Annotated in this window: 17 protein-coding genes; 11 read left to right on the top strand and 6 right to left on the bottom strand. The window is 72.3% G+C overall.

Annotated features, from left to right (window positions below):
• The first annotated feature begins 109 nt into the window (after nt 1–109).
• From K311_RS0104475 to K311_RS0104455, 5 genes are all read left to right on the top strand, one after another.
• On the top strand, nt 110–1,495 hold the full coding sequence (locus tag K311_RS0104475) for an amidohydrolase (RefSeq protein WP_026816329.1): 1,386 nt from the start codon (nt 110–112) through the stop codon (nt 1,493–1,495).
• Nucleotides 1,492–2,784, top strand: coding sequence for an amidohydrolase family protein (locus K311_RS0104470; protein WP_051239494.1), 1,293 nt, complete (start codon nt 1,492–1,494; stop codon nt 2,782–2,784). Before K311_RS0104475 ends, K311_RS0104470 begins: the two co-directional genes overlap by 4 nt.
• 254 nt (nt 2,785–3,038) lie before the next feature.
• On the top strand, nt 3,039–3,950 hold the full coding sequence (locus tag K311_RS15280; RefSeq protein WP_051239493.1) for a GGDEF domain-containing protein: 912 nt from the start codon (nt 3,039–3,041) through the stop codon (nt 3,948–3,950).
• A gap of 118 nt (nt 3,951–4,068) precedes the next feature.
• Nucleotides 4,069–4,413: a hypothetical protein gene (locus tag K311_RS0104460; protein ID WP_026816327.1), complete on the top strand. Its 345-nt coding sequence runs from the start codon at nt 4,069–4,071 to the stop codon at nt 4,411–4,413.
• Between the two features lie 79 nt (nt 4,414–4,492).
• Nucleotides 4,493–5,239, top strand: coding sequence for a tetratricopeptide repeat protein (locus K311_RS0104455; protein WP_026816326.1), 747 nt, complete (start codon nt 4,493–4,495; stop codon nt 5,237–5,239).
• 46 nt (nt 5,240–5,285) lie between these two features.
• Here K311_RS0104455 and K311_RS0104450 read toward each other — a convergent pair whose 3' ends face one another.
• Nucleotides 5,286–7,955 carry a phosphoenolpyruvate carboxylase gene (locus K311_RS0104450; RefSeq protein WP_026816325.1) on the bottom strand — a complete coding sequence of 890 codons (2,670 nt, stop codon included), beginning with the start codon at nt 7,953–7,955 and terminating at the stop codon, nt 5,286–5,288.
• Between the two features lie 30 nt (nt 7,956–7,985).
• Complete coding sequence (locus K311_RS0104445) at nt 7,986–8,315, bottom strand: hypothetical protein (protein WP_154659450.1); 330 nt, start codon at nt 8,313–8,315, stop codon at nt 7,986–7,988.
• A gap of 81 nt (nt 8,316–8,396) precedes the next feature.
• Between K311_RS0104445 and creB the strand changes: the two genes are divergently transcribed.
• Together creB and creC are read left to right on the top strand one after the other, a co-directional pair.
• Nucleotides 8,397–9,143 carry a two-component system response regulator CreB gene (gene creB, locus K311_RS0104440; protein WP_026816323.1) on the top strand — a complete coding sequence of 249 codons (747 nt, stop codon included), beginning with the start codon at nt 8,397–8,399 and terminating at the stop codon, nt 9,141–9,143.
• Nucleotides 9,143–10,567: a two-component system sensor histidine kinase CreC gene (creC, locus tag K311_RS0104435; RefSeq protein ID WP_026816322.1), complete on the top strand. Its 1,425-nt coding sequence runs from the start codon at nt 9,143–9,145 to the stop codon at nt 10,565–10,567. The genes creB and creC overlap by 1 nt, the downstream gene beginning before the upstream one ends.
• 44 nt (nt 10,568–10,611) lie before the next feature.
• Here creC and K311_RS18295 read toward each other — a convergent pair whose 3' ends face one another.
• The 4 genes from K311_RS18295 to K311_RS0104415 form a co-directional block, all read right to left on the bottom strand.
• On the bottom strand, nt 10,612–10,752 hold the full coding sequence (locus tag K311_RS18295) for a hypothetical protein (RefSeq protein WP_154659449.1): 141 nt from the start codon (nt 10,750–10,752) through the stop codon (nt 10,612–10,614).
• Nucleotides 10,749–11,282: a hypothetical protein gene (locus K311_RS0104425; protein WP_026816321.1), complete on the bottom strand. Its 534-nt coding sequence runs from the start codon at nt 11,280–11,282 to the stop codon at nt 10,749–10,751. The genes K311_RS18295 and K311_RS0104425 overlap by 4 nt, the downstream gene beginning before the upstream one ends.
• Before the next feature lie 116 nt (nt 11,283–11,398).
• Nucleotides 11,399–12,112 (bottom strand): UPF0149 family protein, encoded by a 714-nt coding sequence (locus K311_RS0104420; RefSeq protein ID WP_026816320.1) that lies wholly within the window; start codon nt 12,110–12,112, stop codon nt 11,399–11,401.
• 293 nt (nt 12,113–12,405) lie between these two features.
• Nucleotides 12,406–13,770, bottom strand: coding sequence for a glutamate--cysteine ligase (locus K311_RS0104415; protein WP_026816319.1), 1,365 nt, complete (start codon nt 13,768–13,770; stop codon nt 12,406–12,408).
• A 198-nt stretch (nt 13,771–13,968) separates the two neighbouring features.
• Here K311_RS0104415 and K311_RS0104405 point away from each other — a divergent pair, with 198 nt between their 5' ends.
• The 4 genes from K311_RS0104405 (at nt 13,969) to K311_RS0104390 (ending at nt 16,910) form a co-directional block, all read left to right on the top strand.
• On the top strand, nt 13,969–15,675 hold the full coding sequence (locus tag K311_RS0104405) for a peptide ABC transporter substrate-binding protein (protein WP_051239492.1): 1,707 nt from the start codon (nt 13,969–13,971) through the stop codon (nt 15,673–15,675).
• A 106-nt stretch (nt 15,676–15,781) separates the two neighbouring features.
• Nucleotides 15,782–16,000 carry a hypothetical protein gene (locus tag K311_RS0104400; protein WP_026816317.1) on the top strand — a complete coding sequence of 73 codons (219 nt, stop codon included), beginning with the start codon at nt 15,782–15,784 and terminating at the stop codon, nt 15,998–16,000.
• Between the two features lie 22 nt (nt 16,001–16,022).
• A complete protein-coding gene (locus K311_RS0104395; RefSeq protein ID WP_154659448.1) occupies nt 16,023–16,388 on the top strand; it encodes a hypothetical protein in 366 nt (121 codons plus the stop codon).
• 93 nt (nt 16,389–16,481) lie between these two features.
• The gene (locus tag K311_RS0104390) at nt 16,482–16,910 is read left to right on the top strand and encodes a hypothetical protein (protein ID WP_026816315.1); all 429 of its coding nucleotides are present in this window, start codon (nt 16,482–16,484) and stop codon (nt 16,908–16,910) included.
• Nucleotides 16,911–16,914 lie beyond the last annotated feature (4 nt).

The raw sequence follows: 16,914 nt of genomic DNA, 5'->3' as shown, positions 1-16,914 counted from the left end.
GCTTTCGGGGGGCACCGCAGACCGGCGTCCCGTTCACGTCCGCGGCACGTGTTGGCAAGCGGGGCTCACCGCGGCTAGGGTGGCGCGGTCCGCAGATTGGGGGGAAACCATGCGATTGGGATGGCAGTTGGCCGCGCTCGCCGCGGCTGCGATGACGATGCTCGCGCCCGCGGCGCAGGCCGACGAACCGTTCGCGAGCACCTACCGGCCGATCGCCGGCGAACCGGTACTGATCCGCGGCGCCACCGTGCTGACCGGTGACGGCGGCCGCATCGACGGCGGCGACGTGCTGCTGCGCGACGGCGTCATCGTCGCGGTCGGCAGCGGCCTGGACGCCGACGGCGCGACGGTGATCGACGGCGCCGGCAAGTGGGTCACCCCCGGCATCATCGACGTGCATTCGCACCTCGGCGTGTATCCGTCGCCGGGCATGAACGCGCACAGCGACGGCAACGAGATGACCGCGCCGGTCACCGCCCAGGTCTGGGCCGAGCACGGCGTGTGGCCGCAGGACCCCGGCTTCGATGCCGCCCGCGCCGCCGGCGTCACGACGATGCTGATCCTGCCCGGCTCGGCGAACCTGATCGGCGGCCGCGGCGTCGTGCTGCGCAACGTGCCCGGCACGAGCGTGATGGACATGAAGTTCCCGGACGCGCCGCACGCGGTGAAGATGGCCTGCGGCGAGAACCCCAAGCGCGTCTATGGCAGCCGCGGGCAGTCGCCGCAGACGCGCATGGGCAACATCGCCGGTTACCGCGCCGCCTTCATCGAGGCGCAGCGCTACCGCCAGCAGTGGGATGCCTACGAGTCCGCGCGCGAGCAGGCCGGCGAACGCCGCCGCGGCGGCGAGACCCCGAGCGAGCCGAACCGCGACCTGCGCCTGGAAACCCTCGCCGGCGTGCTGCGCGGCGACATCACCGTGCAGATCCACTGCTACCGCGCCGACGAGATGGCGCTGATGCTGGAGCTCGCCGACGAATTCGGCTTCCGCATTTCCGCCTTCCACCACGGCGTCGAGGCCTACAAGCTCGCCGACCGCCTCGCCAACGAAGGCGTCTGCGCGGCGCTGTGGGCCGACTGGTGGGGCTTCAAGATGGAAGCCTGGGACGGCATCCAGGAGAACATCGCCCTGGTCGACCGCCCCGAGGGCAGCTGCGCGATCGTGCATTCGGATTCGTCCGAAGGCATCCAGCGCCTGAACCAGGAAGCCGGCAAGGCGATGGCGCGCGGGCGTGCGCTCGGCCTCGACATCACCCCCGAACACGCGATCCGCTGGCTGACCGCCAACGCCGCGCGCGCGATCGGCATCGCCGAGTCCACCGGCACGCTCGCGCCCGGCAAGCGCGCCGACGTCGTGCTCTGGGACCGCGATCCCTTCTCGGTGTACGCGCACGCCGAACGCGTGTGGATCGACGGCGCCCTGCTGCACGACCGCAGCGACCGCGCGCGGCAACCGGTGTCCGATTTCCTGCTCGGTACGGAGGTGGCGCCGTGATCCGTCATCGCATCGCTTCGAAGCGCTTCCTCGCCGCGGCGTTCGCCGGCCTCGCCGCCGCCGCGCTGGCCCTGCCGGCCGCCGCCCAGGACCTGTTGATCCGCGGCGCCACCGTGCACACCGCCGGCGCCCAGGGCACGCTGCAGGACGCCGACGTGCTGGTGCAGGGCGGCGTGATCCGCGCGGTCGGCCCCGGCTTGTCGGCCCCCGCCGGCATCCCGGTCGTCGACGGCAAGGGCCGGCAGCTGACGCCGGGTTTCTTCGGCGGTCTGACCGCGCTCGGCCTCGAGGAGGTCAGCGGCGAACCCTCGACGGTCGACCATCGCCTCGCGCTCGGCAGCATGGCGCCGCCGGACGCGCATCCGCTGCGGCCGGAGTTCGACGTCGACGTCGCCTTCGACCCGGATTCGCTGGTGGTCGGGGTCAACCGCGTCGAGGGCGTGGCGTGGACGGTGCTGTCGCCGGCCAGCGTGTCGGGCGGCAGTTTCATCGCCGGCCAGGGCAGCGCGATGCGCCTCGACGGCCGCTTCGACGGCCCGCTGGCGAACAGCCGCAGCCTGCACGTGAACCTCGGCGGCGATGCGCTGGCGATGTCCGGCGGCAGCCGCGCCGGCCAGTGGATGCTGCTCGAGCAGGCGATCGCGGAAGCGCGCAGCGGCGTCGGCGACGACCTGCTGACCCGCGCCGGCCGCAGCACGCTCGCGCGCTACCTCGCCGGCGGCCGCGTCGTCTTCCACGTCGACCGTGCCGCCGACATCCGCCAGGTGCTGGTCTTCGCGCGCCGGCACGGGCTGAAGGCGGTGATTTCTGGCGGCGCGGAAGCCTGGCGGGTCGCCGCCGAGCTGAAAGCCGCCGACGTGCCGGTGCTGCTCGACGCCCTCGACAACCTGCCGCGCGATTTCGACGCGCTGAACGCGACGCTGGAGAACGCCGCCCGCCTGCACCGCGCCGGCGTGCGCGTGGCCTTCAGCAACGGCGATACCCACAACGCCCGCCGTCTGCGCCAGATCGCCGGTGTCGCCGTCGCCAACGGCCTGCCCTGGGGCGCGGCGCTGGCCGGGCTGACGTCGGTGCCGGCGCAGGTGTTCGGCGTGGACGACCGCATCGGCCGCATCGCCCCCGGGCAGCTCGCCGACCTGGTGCTCTGGGATGGCGACCCGCTCGAGGTGACGACGCTGCCGGTGCAGGTGTGGTCGGGCGGCGTGGCGCTGCCGATGCGTTCGCGGCAGACGCTGCTGCGCGACCGCTACGCCGCCGACGAAGGCTCCCTGCCCCGCGCCTACCACTGACCCCCCCACCCCTGTAGGAGCGGCTTCAGCCGCGATGCTCTGGGATCGGCTTCAGCCGCGATGCTCTTGGATATCGGCAAAGCCGCGATGTTCTGGGTATCGGCTTCGGCCGCGAGTTTTTCAGGAGCATCGCGGCTGAAGCCGCTCCTACGGGGGCTAGTGGGCGCGTGATCGGGCAGTGAATCCGTGACTGTCGTCGCGGCCTCGTGATCGCAGGCTTGCACACAGCGGGCACCGGCGGCGACAGTGACGCCATGGCCGCCCCCCGCCATGCGTTTCTTCTCCTCGCGGCATCGACCGCCCTGCCGGCCTGGGCCGCGTCCGCCTCGCGCGCGACCGCCGAGAGCGTGCCGGCGCTGGCCGTCGCGTTCTGGTTCGCGACCGGTGCCGCGATCGCGGTCGCCGCGGCGATGCTGCTCGGCTGGCTGGTGCTGCGCGATCGCGTGTCGGTGCGGCGCTCGTGGCTGCCCTTCGTGCTGGCCGCGCTGGCCTTGCCGGTGCTCGGCAGCGTGCAGGAGCCGTCGACCTGGATGGTGGTGGTCGCGTCGCTGGTGCTGTTCTACGGCCTCGGGCTCGTGGCCTGGCTGGCGCATCGGATCCACAACCTGCTCGAGGAACGCGACCGCGCCCGCGCCGAAGCCCGCCAGGTGCGCCAGGATTCCGAACGCGACGCGCTGACCGGCGTGCTCAACCGCGGCGGCTGGCGGCGCCGGCTCGAACGCATGTCGGCGGCGGCGGTCGAGGACGGCAAGCCGATCTCGGTGCTGTTCTTCGACATCGACCTGTTCAAGCTGATCAACGACAGCCTCGGGCACGCGGTCGGCGACGACTGCCTGCGCCTGGTCGCGGCGACCGTCGGCGAGGAGCTGCGTGGCGGCGACGTGCTCGGGCGCCTCGGCGGCGAAGAGTTCGCGGTGATCCTGCCGACCGCGAAGCGCATCCACGCGATCGCGGTCGCCGAGCGCATCCGCCAGGCGATCCAGAAGCACTGCCGGGTGGTCGGCGAAGAAGTCGTCGAGCTGACGGTGAGCATCGGCGCCGCCGAATACCTGGGCCCCGACGAGCCGCTCGACACCCTGATGGGCCGCGCCGACCGCGCGATGTACAACGCCAAGGATTCCGGCCGCAACATCGTCGTCGCCGACCCCCTCACCCCCCAGAATTAACAACCGGGGTCGGATTCCTGCGTTAAGCGGAAGCCTGCGGGCCGACGACGGCATCACGCCCGGTCTTGGTATGGTGGCCTTCGCTTAACGCAGGAATCCGACCCCGGTTGTTAATCCGATGGCTACCCGCTACTTCATCCGCCTGACCGATCCCGAACGCGCGCGCGGCGAGGATCCCGACCTCGCGTTCCGCTCGCAGGGCGCCGAGGGTTTCGCCGCCGAACTGCAGGAAGCCCTGCGTACACCCGTGTTGTTCGAGCGCTGGCGGGCGAAGCAGGACGATCCCGACGAGGTCGATCCGTCCCTCGGTGCCACCGACCCGGCGGCCACCGTCACCGGCCGCGACGAGCACCTCGACGTCTGGCTGGAAGCCACCACCTCCCTGCCCGGCACGCTGTTCAAGCAGCGCATGCGCTGGCTCGCCGGCAACCAGTGGTCGCTGACGGACGTCAAGTCCGTCTGAGCGGCGAAGCCGCACCGCGCGTCCCCTCGCCGCACGCCGCGCACCCCGGCGATAATCGCCGTCCACCTCCGGAGGACGCATGGGAACGCTCGGACTCGGCAGCCTGCACCTGCTGCTCGCGCTCTATTTCGGCGTGCACGCCGTGCGCAACGGCCAGCCGCTGTACTGGCTGCTGATCCTGTTCATGTTCCCGCTGCTGGGCAGCGCGGTGTACGCGTTCGCGGTATGGCTGCCGGAGATGCGGCAGTCGCGCGGCGCCCGCACCGCGACCCGCAAGGTGCGCGCCCTGCTCGACCCCGGGCGCGAGCTGCGCGAAGCCCGCGAGGCGTACGAACACGCGCCGTCGGTGCGCAACGCCGTCCGCCTCGGCGACGCCCTGCTCGCGGATGGCCGGGCCGCCGAGGCACTGCCGCTGTACGACGGCGCGCTGAGCGGCCTGTATGCCGACGACCCCGACCTGGGCGCGCGCAAGGCCCGCGCCCTGCTCGAACTCGGCCACGCCGACGAGGCCCGCGACCTGCTCGATGCTCTGATCGCCGCCAAGCCCGACTACCGCTCGCCCGACGCGCACCTGACCTATGCCCGCGCCGTCGCCGCCACCGGCGACCGCGAGCGTGCGCACGAGGAATTCGCGGCGCTGCTCGATTCCTTCCCCGGCCTCGAGGCCCGGGCCCGCTACGCCACGCTGCTGCGCGACTGGGGCGAAACCGATCGCGCCCGCCTGCTCGCTGCCGACTCGTTGCGCCTGAGCCAGCGGCTGCCGAAGCACAGCCGGGATGCGGACCGGCAGTGGATCGCGGTGTTGCAGGGGATCGATCGCGGGTGATGCGGGAAAGGCATCGCGGCTGAAGCCGCTCCTGCGGGGGACGGGGTCAGCCGGTGTTCTGGATGCCGGCGGCGATGCCGTTCACCGTCGCGACGAGGGCGCGGAAGGTGGCGTCGTCGCGGCGGCCGTCGGCGCGCCAGCGCGCCAGCAGGTCGACCTGCAGCAGGCTGATCGGGTCGACGTAAGGATTGCGCAGACGGATCGACTCGCGCAGGCGGTAATCGCCGGCGAGCAGGCGATCGGCGGACTTCAGCGCGAGGATCGCATCGCGGGTGCGCGCGAACTCGCCGGCGATGCGCGGATGGAATTCGCCGTGCGCAGCGGCCAGCCGCGAATAGCACGCGAAGATATCCGGATCGGACTTCGCCAGCACCATCTCGACGTCGTCGACCAGGGCCGCGAAGAAGGCCCAGTCGCGGGTCATCGCCTGCATCGGCTGCAGCCCGTAGCGGGCGATGCCGGCGGCGAGCCCGCTGCCGACGCCGTACCAGGCGGTCAGGCCGCAGCGGTTCTGCGCCCAGGCGAACACCCACGGAATCGCGCGCAGCGACTCGACGCCGCCGTCGCCGCCGCGCCGGCTCGGCCGCGAGCCGATGCGCAGGCGCTCGATCACGTCGATCGGCGTCGCCTCGCGGAAATAGGGAACGAAGCCGGGGCTTTCATGCACCAGTGCGCGGTAGTGCGCCCGCGAGGCCGCGGCGATCGCCGCCGCCATCTCCCGCCACTGCGGCTCGCGCGGATCCGCCGGCGGCGGCCGCAGGCTGGCGCGCAGCACCGCCCCGGTGGCCTGTTCGAGATTGCGCAGCGCCAGCGCGCGGATGCCGTACTTGCGGTGGATCACCTCGCCCTGCTCGGTCAGGCGCAGGAAACCGTCGACCGTGCCCGGCGGCGAGGCGAGCACGGCACGTTCGGTGCGACCACCGCCGCGGCTCAGCGAACCGCCGCGGCCGTGGAAGAAATCGATGCGGATGCCGCTTTCCGCAGCCAGCGCACCGAGCCGGATCTGGGTCTGCTGCAGCGCCCAGCGCGAGGCGACGAGACCGCCGTCCTTGGCGCTGTCCGAGTAGCCGAGCATCACCAGCTGGCGGTCGCCGCGGCGGCGCAGGTGGCCGCGGTAGCCGGCGTCGGCGAACAGGGCGCGCAGCGTTTCCTCCGCCGCCTGCAGGTCGTCGATCGTCTCGAACAGCGGCGCGACGTCGAGCGGTACCGCGCCGTCGCCGTCGACACAGCCGGCGTCGCGGGCCAGCGCCAGCACCGCGCGCACGTCGTCGGCCTCGCGGCACATGCTGATGATGAAGGCGCCGACCGCGCGCGGGCCGTAGCGGCGCAGTGCGTCGGCGACCGTGCGGAACACCGCCGGCACGCCGGCGACGACCTCGCCGCCCTCGCCCCCGCCCGCGCCCCCGCCTTCGCCAGCTGCCGGCGTCTCGATCCGCGCCGCGGCCGCACGCAGCGTCGCCGCGTCCTGGCGCAGGTCCAGCGCCGCGAGATGGAAACCGAAGGCGCCGGCGCGGCGCAGCAGCCGGCGCACCGCGAACACGCCGGCATGTTCGCCAGCGTTCGCGAGCAGGCTGGCTTCGAGCAGGCGCAGGTCGGCGACGAATCCGTCGGGGCCGGCATAGGCTTCGGCGGCGTCGCTCGCGGTCGCCGCGAGGCGCGCCGCCAGCAGGGTGCAGAAGCGTCGGTAGGGCATGTCGGCGTGGCGCGCCCTGAACTCGGCGGCGGTGTCGGGAAAGCGGCGCGCGTAATCGTCGAGCCGCGTGGTCAGCGCCGGATCGATGCCGACGCGGCGATCGGACTGGCTGAGCATCGTCGCCAGCTTCGCCAGTTCGCGACGGTAGTTGCCCAGCACCAGTGCGCGCTGGGTCGCCAGCGTCGCCGCGACCGTCGCGGCGCCGACGCTCGGGTTGCCGTCCATGTCGCCGCCGACCCAGGAGCCGAAGCGCAGGAAGTCGGGCACCGGCAGCGAATCGCCGAACACCTCGCGGCACTGCTCGTCGAGCTGTTCGGCGAGCACCGGCAGCACGCGGTACAGCACGTCGGCGAGATAGAAGGCCACGTGCTCGAGTTCGTCGGCGACGGTCGGCTTCTCCGGCGGCGTCTCGTCGGTCTGCCAGGCGGCGGTCAGCGCCTGGCGCATGCGCTCGACGTCGGCGCGGCGTTCCTGCGGCGTCAGCGCCCGGTCGATGTCGGCGACGAGGCAGCGCACGACCTCGGCCTCCTTCTCGAGCAGTGCGCGGCGCACCGCTTCGGTCGGGTGCGCGGTGAACACGAGTTCGATCGTCAGCCGACGCAGCAGCGCCGCCAGCGCCCCGGCGTCGACACCGGCCGCGCGCAGGCCGCGCAGCACGTGGGCGATGCCGCCCGGTTGCGGCGCCTCCTCGAGCCGCTGGTAATCGCGGCGGCGGCGGATCCGGTGCACGCGCTCGGCGAGGTTCACCGCGCCGAAGTAGGCGGCGAAGGCGCGCACCAGGCGTTCGGCACGCGGCAGCGGCAGGTCCTGCAGCAGGCGCGCCAGGTCGTCGATCGGTGCGGCGTCCTCGCGTCGGCGGATCGCAGCGACGCGCACCGCTTCGACTTCGGCGAGGAAATCGGCACCGACCTGTTCGGCGAGGATCTCGCCGACCAGCGCGCCGAGACGGCGCACGTCCTCGCGCAGCAGTGCGTCGGTCGGGGGCAGGTCGCTGTCGCGCAACGGCAGGGGCTCGGCGGTCATGCGGCCAGCCTACCCCGCCGGCGCGAAGGATCAGTCGTCGACGGCGCCGGCGGCGGGGTTGCCGCCGTTCGCCAGCGCGCAGCCGGTCCCTTGCCGGGCACAGGTGTCGGCGACGAGTTCGCCGTCGGGGTCGAGCTCGGCGATGCGGGCGCGGACGCGGGCGATTTCCGCAGTCAGCTCGCTGTTCTTGCGCTCGAGCAGCTGGTTGCTGCTGCGCAGGCGGTCGATCTCGGCGCGGATCTCGGCCGAGGGCACACGCGGCGCGTCGGGGGACGTCGCCGGCGCGCCGCCTTCCTGCGCCGACGCCGTCATGGCGGCCAGCCCGAGGAGTAGCGGCAATGCGGACAGGAGAAGTTTCATCGCGGCATCGGCGGTCGACGGGGGGACGGCCATGCTACGCCGGCCCCGCGGGGGCCGCTATCCTGCGACGACGGAGGACACATGCGGATCCTGCTGGTCGAGGACGAAACCGTGATCGCGCGCACGGTTCTGTACGCGCTGGAAGCCGAGGGCTTCGCGGGCGAACACGCGCTGAGCGGCGGCGAGGCGCTGGCGAAGGCCGACGCCGGCCGTTTCGATCTGGCGATCCTCGACGTCGGCCTGCCCGACATCGACGGCTTCGCGCTGTGCCGCGAACTGCGCCGACGCGGCGACCTGCCGGTGATCTTCCTCACCGCGCGCGCAGCCGAACCGGAACGCATGCTGGGCTTCGAACTCGGCGCCGACGACTACCTCGCCAAACCCTTTTCGCCGCGCGAGCTGGTGGCGCGGGTGAAAGCGGTGCTGCGGCGGACCGGCAGTGCCGGCACGCGGGACGCGGACGCCGGCAGCACATCGGCCGCCGCCGCGCAGGCCTCCGCACCGGCCGCGCAGGCCGCCGCGGCGACGCTGGCGACCACCGGCGACTTCGGCCACGACGCCGAGGGCCACCGCATCCATTACCGCGGCCGCCCGCTGCCGCTGACGCGTTACGAATACGGCCTGCTCGCCGCGCTGCTGCAGCGCCCCGGTGCGATCCTGACCCGGGCGCAGCTGCTCGACCGCGTCTGGGGCCACGACAGCGACACCGGCGACCGCAGCGTCGACACCCACATCAAGACGCTGCGCGCCAAGCTGCGCGAGATCGCCCCGGACGCCGACCCGATCCGCACCGAACGCGGCATCGGCTATTCGCTGCAGCCCGGCTGATGCGCATCGGCCTGCGCATCCTGCTGGGCACCTTCCTGGTGGTCGCCGCGGCGGCGCTGCTGCTCACGCAGGTGTTCGTCGCCGAGGTGAAGCCCGGCGTGCGGCAGACGATGGAGGACACCCTGGTCGACATGGCCAATGTGCTCGCCGAGCTGGCCACCGACGACCTGCTCGCGGGGCGCATCGGCGACGGCGATTTCGCGCGCCGGGTGCGGGCGATGGCCGAGCGCGATCCCGGCGCCGAGATCTGGGGTTTTCCGAAGCGCGACACCAGCACCCGCGTCACCATCACCGACGCCCGCGGCATCGTCGTCTTCGACAGCGAAGGCCGCGACCTCGGCGCCGACCATTCGCGCTGGAACGACGTGCTGCGCACGCTGCGCGGCGAATACGGCGCGCGCTCGACGCTGGCCGATCCGGCCGACCCGAACTCGTCGGTGATGCACGTCGCCGCGCCGATCCGCGACGACGCCGGCGCGGTGGTCGGCGCGCTGACGGTGTCGCGGCCGAACCGCGCGATCGCGCCGTTCGTCGAGCGCAGCCAGGCGATCGTGACGCGCTGGGGCATCGCCCTGCTGGCGCTGGCGCTGGTGGTCGGGCTGGCGACGGCGGCGTGGCTGGGCGGCCAGCTCGGCCGGCTGCGCCGCTACGCGCAGGCGGTGACCGCCGGCGAGCGGGTGCCGCTGCCGCGCACCGCCGGCGAGTTCGCCGAACTCGGCGCGGCGCTGGAGACGATGCGCGAACGTCTCGAAGGGCGGCAGTACGTCGAGGATTACGTGCAGGCGCTGACGCACGAGATGAAGAGCCCGCTGGCGGCGATCCGCGCCAGTGCCGAGCTGCTCGAACGGCCGCTGCCGGCCGCCGACCAGGCGCAGTTCGCGGCGACGATCCGCGGCCAGAGCGAGCGACTCGCGGCGATGATCGACCGCATGCTGGCGCTGGCGGCGGTCGAGCACCGGCGCCGGATCGACGCCCCGCAGCGGCTCGCGGTCACGGCGCTGTTGCAACAGGTCGCACACGATCTGGCGCCGAAACTGCAGGCGCGCGCACTGGGGCTGAGCCTGCCGGCCGACGGCGACGCCACGGTTTCCGGAGACGCCTTCCTGCTGCGCCAGGCGCTGGCCAACCTGGTCGACAACGCCGCCGATTTCGCGCCGGCCGGCAGCACGATCGAAACCCGCCTCGAAACCACCGGCCGGCATGTCGCGATCCATGTCGCGGACCGCGGCCCGGGCATACCCGACTACGCCCGCGAGCGCGTGTTCGAGCGCTTCTACTCGCTGCCGCGCCCGGATGGCCAGCGCAGCAGCGGCCTCGGGCTGACCTTCGTCGCCGAAGTGGCGACCCTGCATGGGGGCGGCATCCGCCTGGCGCCGCGCGACGTCGGCGGCACCGTGGCGACCTTGTCCCTCCCGCGCGCGTAGCGGGAGCAGCGCCTCGACTCAGGCGCCGCCGGCCGCGCTTGGCCTCAGCGCAGGAAGGCCATGACCATCGTGAAGCCGCCGCCGAGCAGGCCGGCGAAGAATACGAGCGGGTGGTGGATCAGCATCGTGCAGCGATTCCGGGCATGACGATCCCGGAGCGTGGCCAAACCGGCGCGCGCGATCAAGCCTGCGCCGCGCGGAAGAGCGCGGCGGCGAGCAGCCAGGGCAAGGCGAACAGCGCGATCAGCGCGGCCTCGTACGCTGTGCCGGCGAACAGCGCGAAACCCGCGCAGCCCAGCTGCGCCACGCCCGCCGCGGCCATCGCCCACGCCATCCCGCGGGCGCGGAAGCCGGCCGCCGCGGTACCGACCGCGGCGATGCCGAGCACGCCGGCGAACACCAGGTTCGCCGCGTCGTTCTCGTTGCCGATCATGCCGACCGCGAGGTTCACCCATACCGTCAGGAAGCCGGTGCCGGCGGCGATCGCGAAAGCGGCGCGGTAGGCCAGGCTGCGCGACAGACGTGCCCCGAGTTCGACCAGGCCGCACAGGGTCGCCAGCATCACCCCCATCACCGCGAAGTCGGCGCCGGTCCAGTGGACGCCCTCGACCCCGCGCCACATCGCGATCCCGGGCAGCGCCAGCAGTGCCGCGGCCCCGAGCCACATCAGGTTGCGCAGGCTGCGCCCCTCGCGTTCGCCGTTCATCGTGCTCATTCCCGATCCTCCGTCCGTTGAGGAGGACAGGCTGCCCCGGCGCTGTGTGGCCACGATGTGGCCAGCGTGAACCGGGACGTACACCGTTAAGCATTCTTAACGGTGTACGTCCCCGTTCAGGCGCCGCAGCACTTCTTGTACTTCTTCCCACTGCCGCAGGGGCAGGGATCGTTGCGTTCGGGGATGGCGGCGCGGCGCACCGGTGTGCGCGGGATCAGCGACTCGATCCGGTGCAGGTGCAGGTCGTGCAGCATGTCCGGCAGGCTGAAGTAGATCTCCAGGCGCTCGCGGTAACTCAGATCCACCGGCTCGGCGCCCTCCTCCAACGGCGGAAGGCTGCCGATCGCCAGCGCGGTCACGTGGTCCTCGATCTCGCCGATCCACTCTTCTTCGGCGATCCACGCGTCCCAGGCCTCGTCGCGCAGCGCCATGCCTTCGAGGAAGCCGCCGGCCCAGACGGCGCCGATCTCGAGTTCGTCGCCTTGCTCGGCCTCCGGATCGTCCGGCAGCCACCAGAACACCGCGTGTTCGGCATTGTGTTCCCCCGGCGGCGTACGCAGCCGGCGCGCGACGGTTTCATGCGCGAGCATCAGCAGCGCCGTGGCTTCGGCCTCGTCGCGTTCCGATTCCCAGCGCGGCGGGTGTTTGCCCCAGATCAGCGCCGACCATTCCGCGAAACCGATGTCGCCGCCGGGCGCCAGCAGCACCGCCGACAGATAGCCGTCCAGCGCCTCCAGCCCGAAGCCACCGAAGGGCACCGCGCGCTGCTCCAGCAAGCGGTCGAGCTCGTCGACCCGGTCATCCTCCGCCCTGAACCAGTCCTTCCGCATCGCCCCACTCCTCATCGTGGCGCGCAGGATACCGCTCATCTCCGGGGCATTCTCATTCCTTGCCGCGGACGAGCACGGATGAACACGGACGAGCACGGAGATGCAATTGATTTGGCGGCGTGCCTGCTGTTTCCGAGCCGGCCGGGAAACTTCCGGGGCCGGTGAGCGCAGGTCGTTCTCCGGACAATCGGCGACATGGATGTCGCCGATTAGCCTACATGGACGTACTTGCGGCGTGTCCGGAGAACGACCTGCGCTCGCCGGCCACCCGCGAACCGTCCCGCCGGCTGGAATCAGTAGGCGAATTCGCGGAAGACGTGGTCGATGTCGCCGTTCCAGGGGCCGTGGAAGCGCGCCAGCTTGCGCTCGGCCGGGGTTTCGTTGGCGAGCGCGAATTCGAACAGCGGTTCGAGGAACACCGACTCGTCGGCGCCCGAGGGGTTGGTGCGGGCACGCCGGCGCAGGCCTTCGGCGGAGATCTTCAGGGCCTCGAGCGCCAGCTCGCGCACGGTCGCGCCGCGGAAGGGCAGCTTCAGCGCGTGCTTCGGCACGCCGTCGCGCAGGGCGTGGCGTTCCTCGCGGCTGAAGTCCTTCACCAGGTCCCAGGCGGCATCGAGCGCGGTGGCGTCGTAGAGCAGACCGACCCAGAACGCCGGCAGCGCGCACAGCCGGTTCCAGGGGCCGCCGTCGGCGCCGCGCATCTCGAGGTATTTCTTCAGGCGCACTTCCGGGAAGGCGGTGGTCAGGTGGTCGGCCCAGTCCTTCATCGTCGGGCGCGCGCCGGGAAGCTCGGCGAGTTCGCCGGCCAGGAACCTGCGGAACGAGCGGCCGCTGAGGTCGAGGTATTCGCCGCCGCGGTAGCTGAAGTACATCGGCACGTCGAGGATGTAATCGACATAGCGCTCGAAACCGAAGCCGTCCTCGAACACGAAGTCGAGCATGCCGGTGCGGTCGGGATCGGTGTCGGTCCAGATGTGCGAGCGGTAGCTCAGGTAGCCGTTCGGCCGGCCTTCGGTGAAGGGCGAATCGGCGAACAGCGCGGTCGCCACCGGCTGCAGCGCCAGCGAGGTTCGGAACTTCTTCACCATGTCCGCTTCGTCGCGGAAGTCGAGGTTGACCTGCACCGTGCAGGTGCGGGTCATCATGTCGAGGCCGAGGTTGCCGCGCTTGGGCATGTACTCGCGCATGATCCGGTAGCGGCCTTTCGGCATCCACGGCATGTCGGCGCGGGCCCACTTCGGCTGGAAGCCCATGCCGAGGAAGCCGAGGCCGAGTTCGTCGCCGACGGCCTTGACCTCGCGCAGGTGCGCATGGGTCTCGGCGCAGGTCTGGTGGATGTTCTCGAGCGCGGCACCGGAGAGTTCGAGCTGGCCGGCGGGTTCGAGCGTCACCGAGGCGCCGTCCTTGGCCAGTGCGATCAGCTTGCCGTGCTCCTCGTACGGCGCCCAGCCGAAGCGGGTCAGGCCGCGCAGCAGGGCCTCGATGCCGTTCGGTCCTTCCCAGCTCGGCGGGCGCAGGTCGTCGAGGCGGAAGCCGAACTTCTCGTGCTCGGTGCCGATGCGCCAGTCGCTTTCCGGCTTGCCGCCGCTCGCGAGGAAGGCCACGAGCTGGTCGCGGTCGCGGATCGGGGCTTCTTCGACGGTGCTGGGTCCGGACATGCGCGCCTCGTGGCTGGAACGGCGATCTGCGGCCGGGTCGCGCCGATCGCAAGGGGCGCAGGTTACCGCGCGGGCAGCACCGCCGGCGCCCCCGGCGACGTCCCGCACCGTTGCAGGCCGTCGCCCGGCAGGTCCGTGGCTGGGCAGTGGCGGCCCGCCGCCGCTATCTTGGCCGCGCACGTGCAGAGGAATTGCTCCATGCCCCAGCATAGGTTCGCCGCCGGCGCCCAGATCCAGCGCGAGGACGATGTCGGCCCGATCGAAACGGTCGCGGCCGGCGAGCGCGTGCCGGCCTGCCCCGGCGGCGCGGCGGGATGGCGCCGGCCGCTGGCCGCGCTGCTGCTCGCCGGTCTGCTGACGCCGACCGCGTGGTCCCAGGCCGCGCCGCAGACGCTCGAACGCGGCAATGGCCCCGAACCCTCGACCCTCGATGCCCACCGCTGCCCGGAAGTCGCCTGCGCGAACATCCTGCGCGACCTCTACGAGGGCCTGGTCGCGGAAGATGCCGGCGGCCGCCTGATCCCGGGCATCGCCGATCGCTGGGAGCTCGGCGCCGATGGCCGCACCTGGACCTTCCGCCTGCGCGAGGGGCTGCGCTGGAGCAATGGCGAGGCGCTGGACGCGATGCAGGTCGTCGCCAGCTTCCGGCGTGCCTTCGCGCCGGCGACCGCGGCGCCGTTCGCGGCCCACTTCGACGCGCTCGCGAATGCGCCGGCGGTGCAGCGCGGCGAGCTGCCGGCGGAGGCGCTCGGTGTCGCCGCGCCGGATGCGCGCACCGTCGTGTTCACCCTGACCCGCAGCGCCGACCTGCCGCGCCTGCTGACGCTGCCGATCGCCTATCCGCTGCACCTGCCCTCGCTCGCGGCGCATGGCAACCGGCACACGCGGCCGGGCAATCTCGTCAGCAACGGCGCCTACACGCTGGTCGACTGGCTGCCGCAGTCGCAGGTGACGCTCGAACGCAATCCGCACTTCCGTGAAGCCGCGCCGATCCCGCGGGTGCGCTTCCATGTGACCGAGGACGCCGCGAGCGAGCTCAAGCGTTACGAAGCCGGCGGCCTGCACATCACCGAAACGGTGCCGCCGCAGCCGCTCGCCTCGCTGCAGGCGCGCTTCGGCGGGCAGCTGCGCATCGCCCCGTATCTCGGCACGTTCTGGTTCGGCTACAACCTGACGAAACCGCCCTTCCGCGACGCGAAGGCGCTGCGCGAGGCGCTGTCGCTGGCGATCGACCGCGACATCCTGACCCGGCACGTGACCGGGCTCGGCGAGGTGCCGGCCTACGGTGTCGTGCCGCCGGCGATCGCCGGCTACGCCGCGGCGACCCTGCCCTGGGACCCGTCGCGCCGGGACCAAGCGGCGCGCGAGGCGCGGGCGCGGCAGCTGTATGCGCAGGCCGGCTATTCCGAAGCGAATCCGCTCGAGGTGGAGATCCGCTACAACACCTCGACCCCGCACCGGCGGCTGGCGCTGGCGGTGGCGGCGATGTGGCGCGAGGTGCTCGGCGTGCGGGTGCGCCTGCGCAACGAGGAATGGAAGGTGTTCGTCGGCACGCGGCGGGCGCGGGCGATCACCCAGGTGTTCCGCGGCGGCTGGATCGCCGACATCGACGACCCGCGCAACTTCCTGGCGAGCTTCCGGCGCGGCGACGGCAGCAACTGGAGCGGCGTCGACCTGCCGGAATTCGAGGCCCTGCTGGCGCGCGCGGACGCCGCGCCGACCCTGGAGGAACGCGCCCGCCTGCTGCGCGCCGCCGAGGCCCGGCTGCTCGCCGAACACGCGCTGATCCCGGTCTACCACTACACCTCGAAACACCTCGTGCGGCCGGAAGTCGGCGGCTTCGAAGCCAACCCCCTCGACCGCCACCCCAGCCGCTTCCTCACCCTCGGGGACGTACCCCGTTAAGCGGGACGTACACCGGTGACCCACCGGTGACCACCGGTGACCTTCCGCCCTGTCCCCGCGAAGCGGCGGAGGTAGGATGCAGGGGCATCCCGGGAGGATCGAACCGATGAAAGTCCTGCTGATCGCGATCTGCTGGTGCCTGCTGTTCGTGCTCGCCTGGCCGCTGGCGCTGCTCGTGCTGGTGCTGTGGCCGGTGTTCTGGCTGGTGTCGCTGCCCTTCCGTGCGCTCGGCATCGCCGTCGACGCGGTGTTCGCGCTGCTGCGCGCGGTGCTGTTCCTGCCCGCGCGCCTGTTCGGCTGGCGCCCGGCGGCCGGCCACGCCTGAGCCGGGCTCCCGACGAGGGGCGATGAAGCGCTTCTGGCTAGGGTTGCGGCGCCGCTGGTCCGGCCTGCCGCATCCGGCCGACGGCGCCCTCCACTTCGACGACGCCGGCTTCCGCCGGGCACCGCCCGACGGTTTCGCGGCCGCGTGGAACGAGGTCGTGCGCATCAGCGGCTGGCGCAGCGACCTGTGGAGTCCGGACGAGGTCCGCATCCAGGTCGACCTCGCCGGCGGTGACGTCGTGGTCTTCGGCGAGGAAAGCCCGGGCTTCCCGGCGCTGATGGTCGCGTTCGAACAGCGCTTCCCCCCGGTCGCCGGCTGGTTCGAGCGGATCGCCCTGCCGGCCGACGACGGCCATCGCACCCTGACCCTGTACGAGCGCGGCGGCTGAGCGCGGCGAACCGGGCGGCCACCAGCCCCGATCATCTGGCGCCGGCACGCGCGATGGCTAGAATTGCCCACCCCCCGAACGTCCCGGATGCCGATGGGCCTGATCGCCGATTTTTTCGTTGCGACCGAAGCACGCGCCCGCTCCTACGCCCGCCGCGGCACCGCCGTCGACGACGGCGCGCCACCCGACCTCCGCGAGTACGAGAATTTCACCGGCACCGACCTCGGACTGTTGTGGGCGATCCTCGCCGGCGAACGCTTCGACGGCGACCGCCACGACCTCGGCGAGACCTGGGTCTCGGACGACGGCGACCGCTGGCTGATCCGCTTTCCGGACGCCCTGACCACGCTGCTCGCCGACGCGCCGGCGAAGAAACTCGCGACCGCCGCCACCGCGTGGGCGAAATCCGACGACCTGCACCCCGACGTCGGCGAGCTCGGCCCGGTGCTCGACGACCTGCAGCGGCTCGCGCTTCTGGCGCGGGAAAAAGGCTGGGCGCTGTGGTTGGCCGGCATGCTCTGACGCA

It is taken from the genome of Arenimonas composti TR7-09 = DSM 18010 (assembly GCF_000426365.1).
Lineage (GTDB): Bacteria > Pseudomonadota > Gammaproteobacteria > Xanthomonadales > Xanthomonadaceae > Arenimonas > Arenimonas composti.
This window is presented reverse-complemented; position numbering and strand designations above follow the sequence as displayed.

What these genes read in the sequence shown, in the direction of transcription:
- K311_RS0104445 (WP_154659450.1), bottom strand. Translation starts at nt 8,315, where the DNA reads ATGAAACTTCTCCTGTCCGCATTGCCGCTACTCCTCGGGCTGGCCGCC.
- K311_RS15280 (WP_051239493.1), top strand. Translation starts at nt 3,039, where the DNA reads ATGGCCGCCCCCCGCCATGCGTTTCTTCTCCTCGCGGCATCGACCGCC.
- K311_RS0104405 (WP_051239492.1), top strand. Translation starts at nt 13,969, where the DNA reads ATGCCCCAGCATAGGTTCGCCGCCGGCGCCCAGATCCAGCGCGAGGAC.
- K311_RS0104420 (WP_026816320.1), bottom strand. Translation starts at nt 12,112, where the DNA reads ATGCGGAAGGACTGGTTCAGGGCGGAGGATGACCGGGTCGACGAGCTC.
- creC (WP_026816322.1), top strand. Translation starts at nt 9,143, where the DNA reads ATGCGCATCGGCCTGCGCATCCTGCTGGGCACCTTCCTGGTGGTCGCC.
- K311_RS0104415 (WP_026816319.1), bottom strand. Translation starts at nt 13,770, where the DNA reads ATGTCCGGACCCAGCACCGTCGAAGAAGCCCCGATCCGCGACCGCGAC.
- creB (WP_026816323.1), top strand. Translation starts at nt 8,397, where the DNA reads ATGCGGATCCTGCTGGTCGAGGACGAAACCGTGATCGCGCGCACGGTT.
- K311_RS0104475 (WP_026816329.1), top strand. Translation starts at nt 110, where the DNA reads ATGCGATTGGGATGGCAGTTGGCCGCGCTCGCCGCGGCTGCGATGACG.
- K311_RS0104455 (WP_026816326.1), top strand. Translation starts at nt 4,493, where the DNA reads ATGGGAACGCTCGGACTCGGCAGCCTGCACCTGCTGCTCGCGCTCTAT.
- K311_RS0104400 (WP_026816317.1), top strand. Translation starts at nt 15,782, where the DNA reads ATGAAAGTCCTGCTGATCGCGATCTGCTGGTGCCTGCTGTTCGTGCTC.
- K311_RS0104425 (WP_026816321.1), bottom strand. Translation starts at nt 11,282, where the DNA reads ATGAGCACGATGAACGGCGAACGCGAGGGGCGCAGCCTGCGCAACCTG.
- K311_RS0104450 (WP_026816325.1), bottom strand. Translation starts at nt 7,955, where the DNA reads ATGACCGCCGAGCCCCTGCCGTTGCGCGACAGCGACCTGCCCCCGACC.
- K311_RS0104460 (WP_026816327.1), top strand. Translation starts at nt 4,069, where the DNA reads ATGGCTACCCGCTACTTCATCCGCCTGACCGATCCCGAACGCGCGCGC.
- K311_RS0104390 (WP_026816315.1), top strand. Translation starts at nt 16,482, where the DNA reads ATGGGCCTGATCGCCGATTTTTTCGTTGCGACCGAAGCACGCGCCCGC.
- K311_RS0104395 (WP_154659448.1), top strand. Translation starts at nt 16,023, where the DNA reads ATGAAGCGCTTCTGGCTAGGGTTGCGGCGCCGCTGGTCCGGCCTGCCG.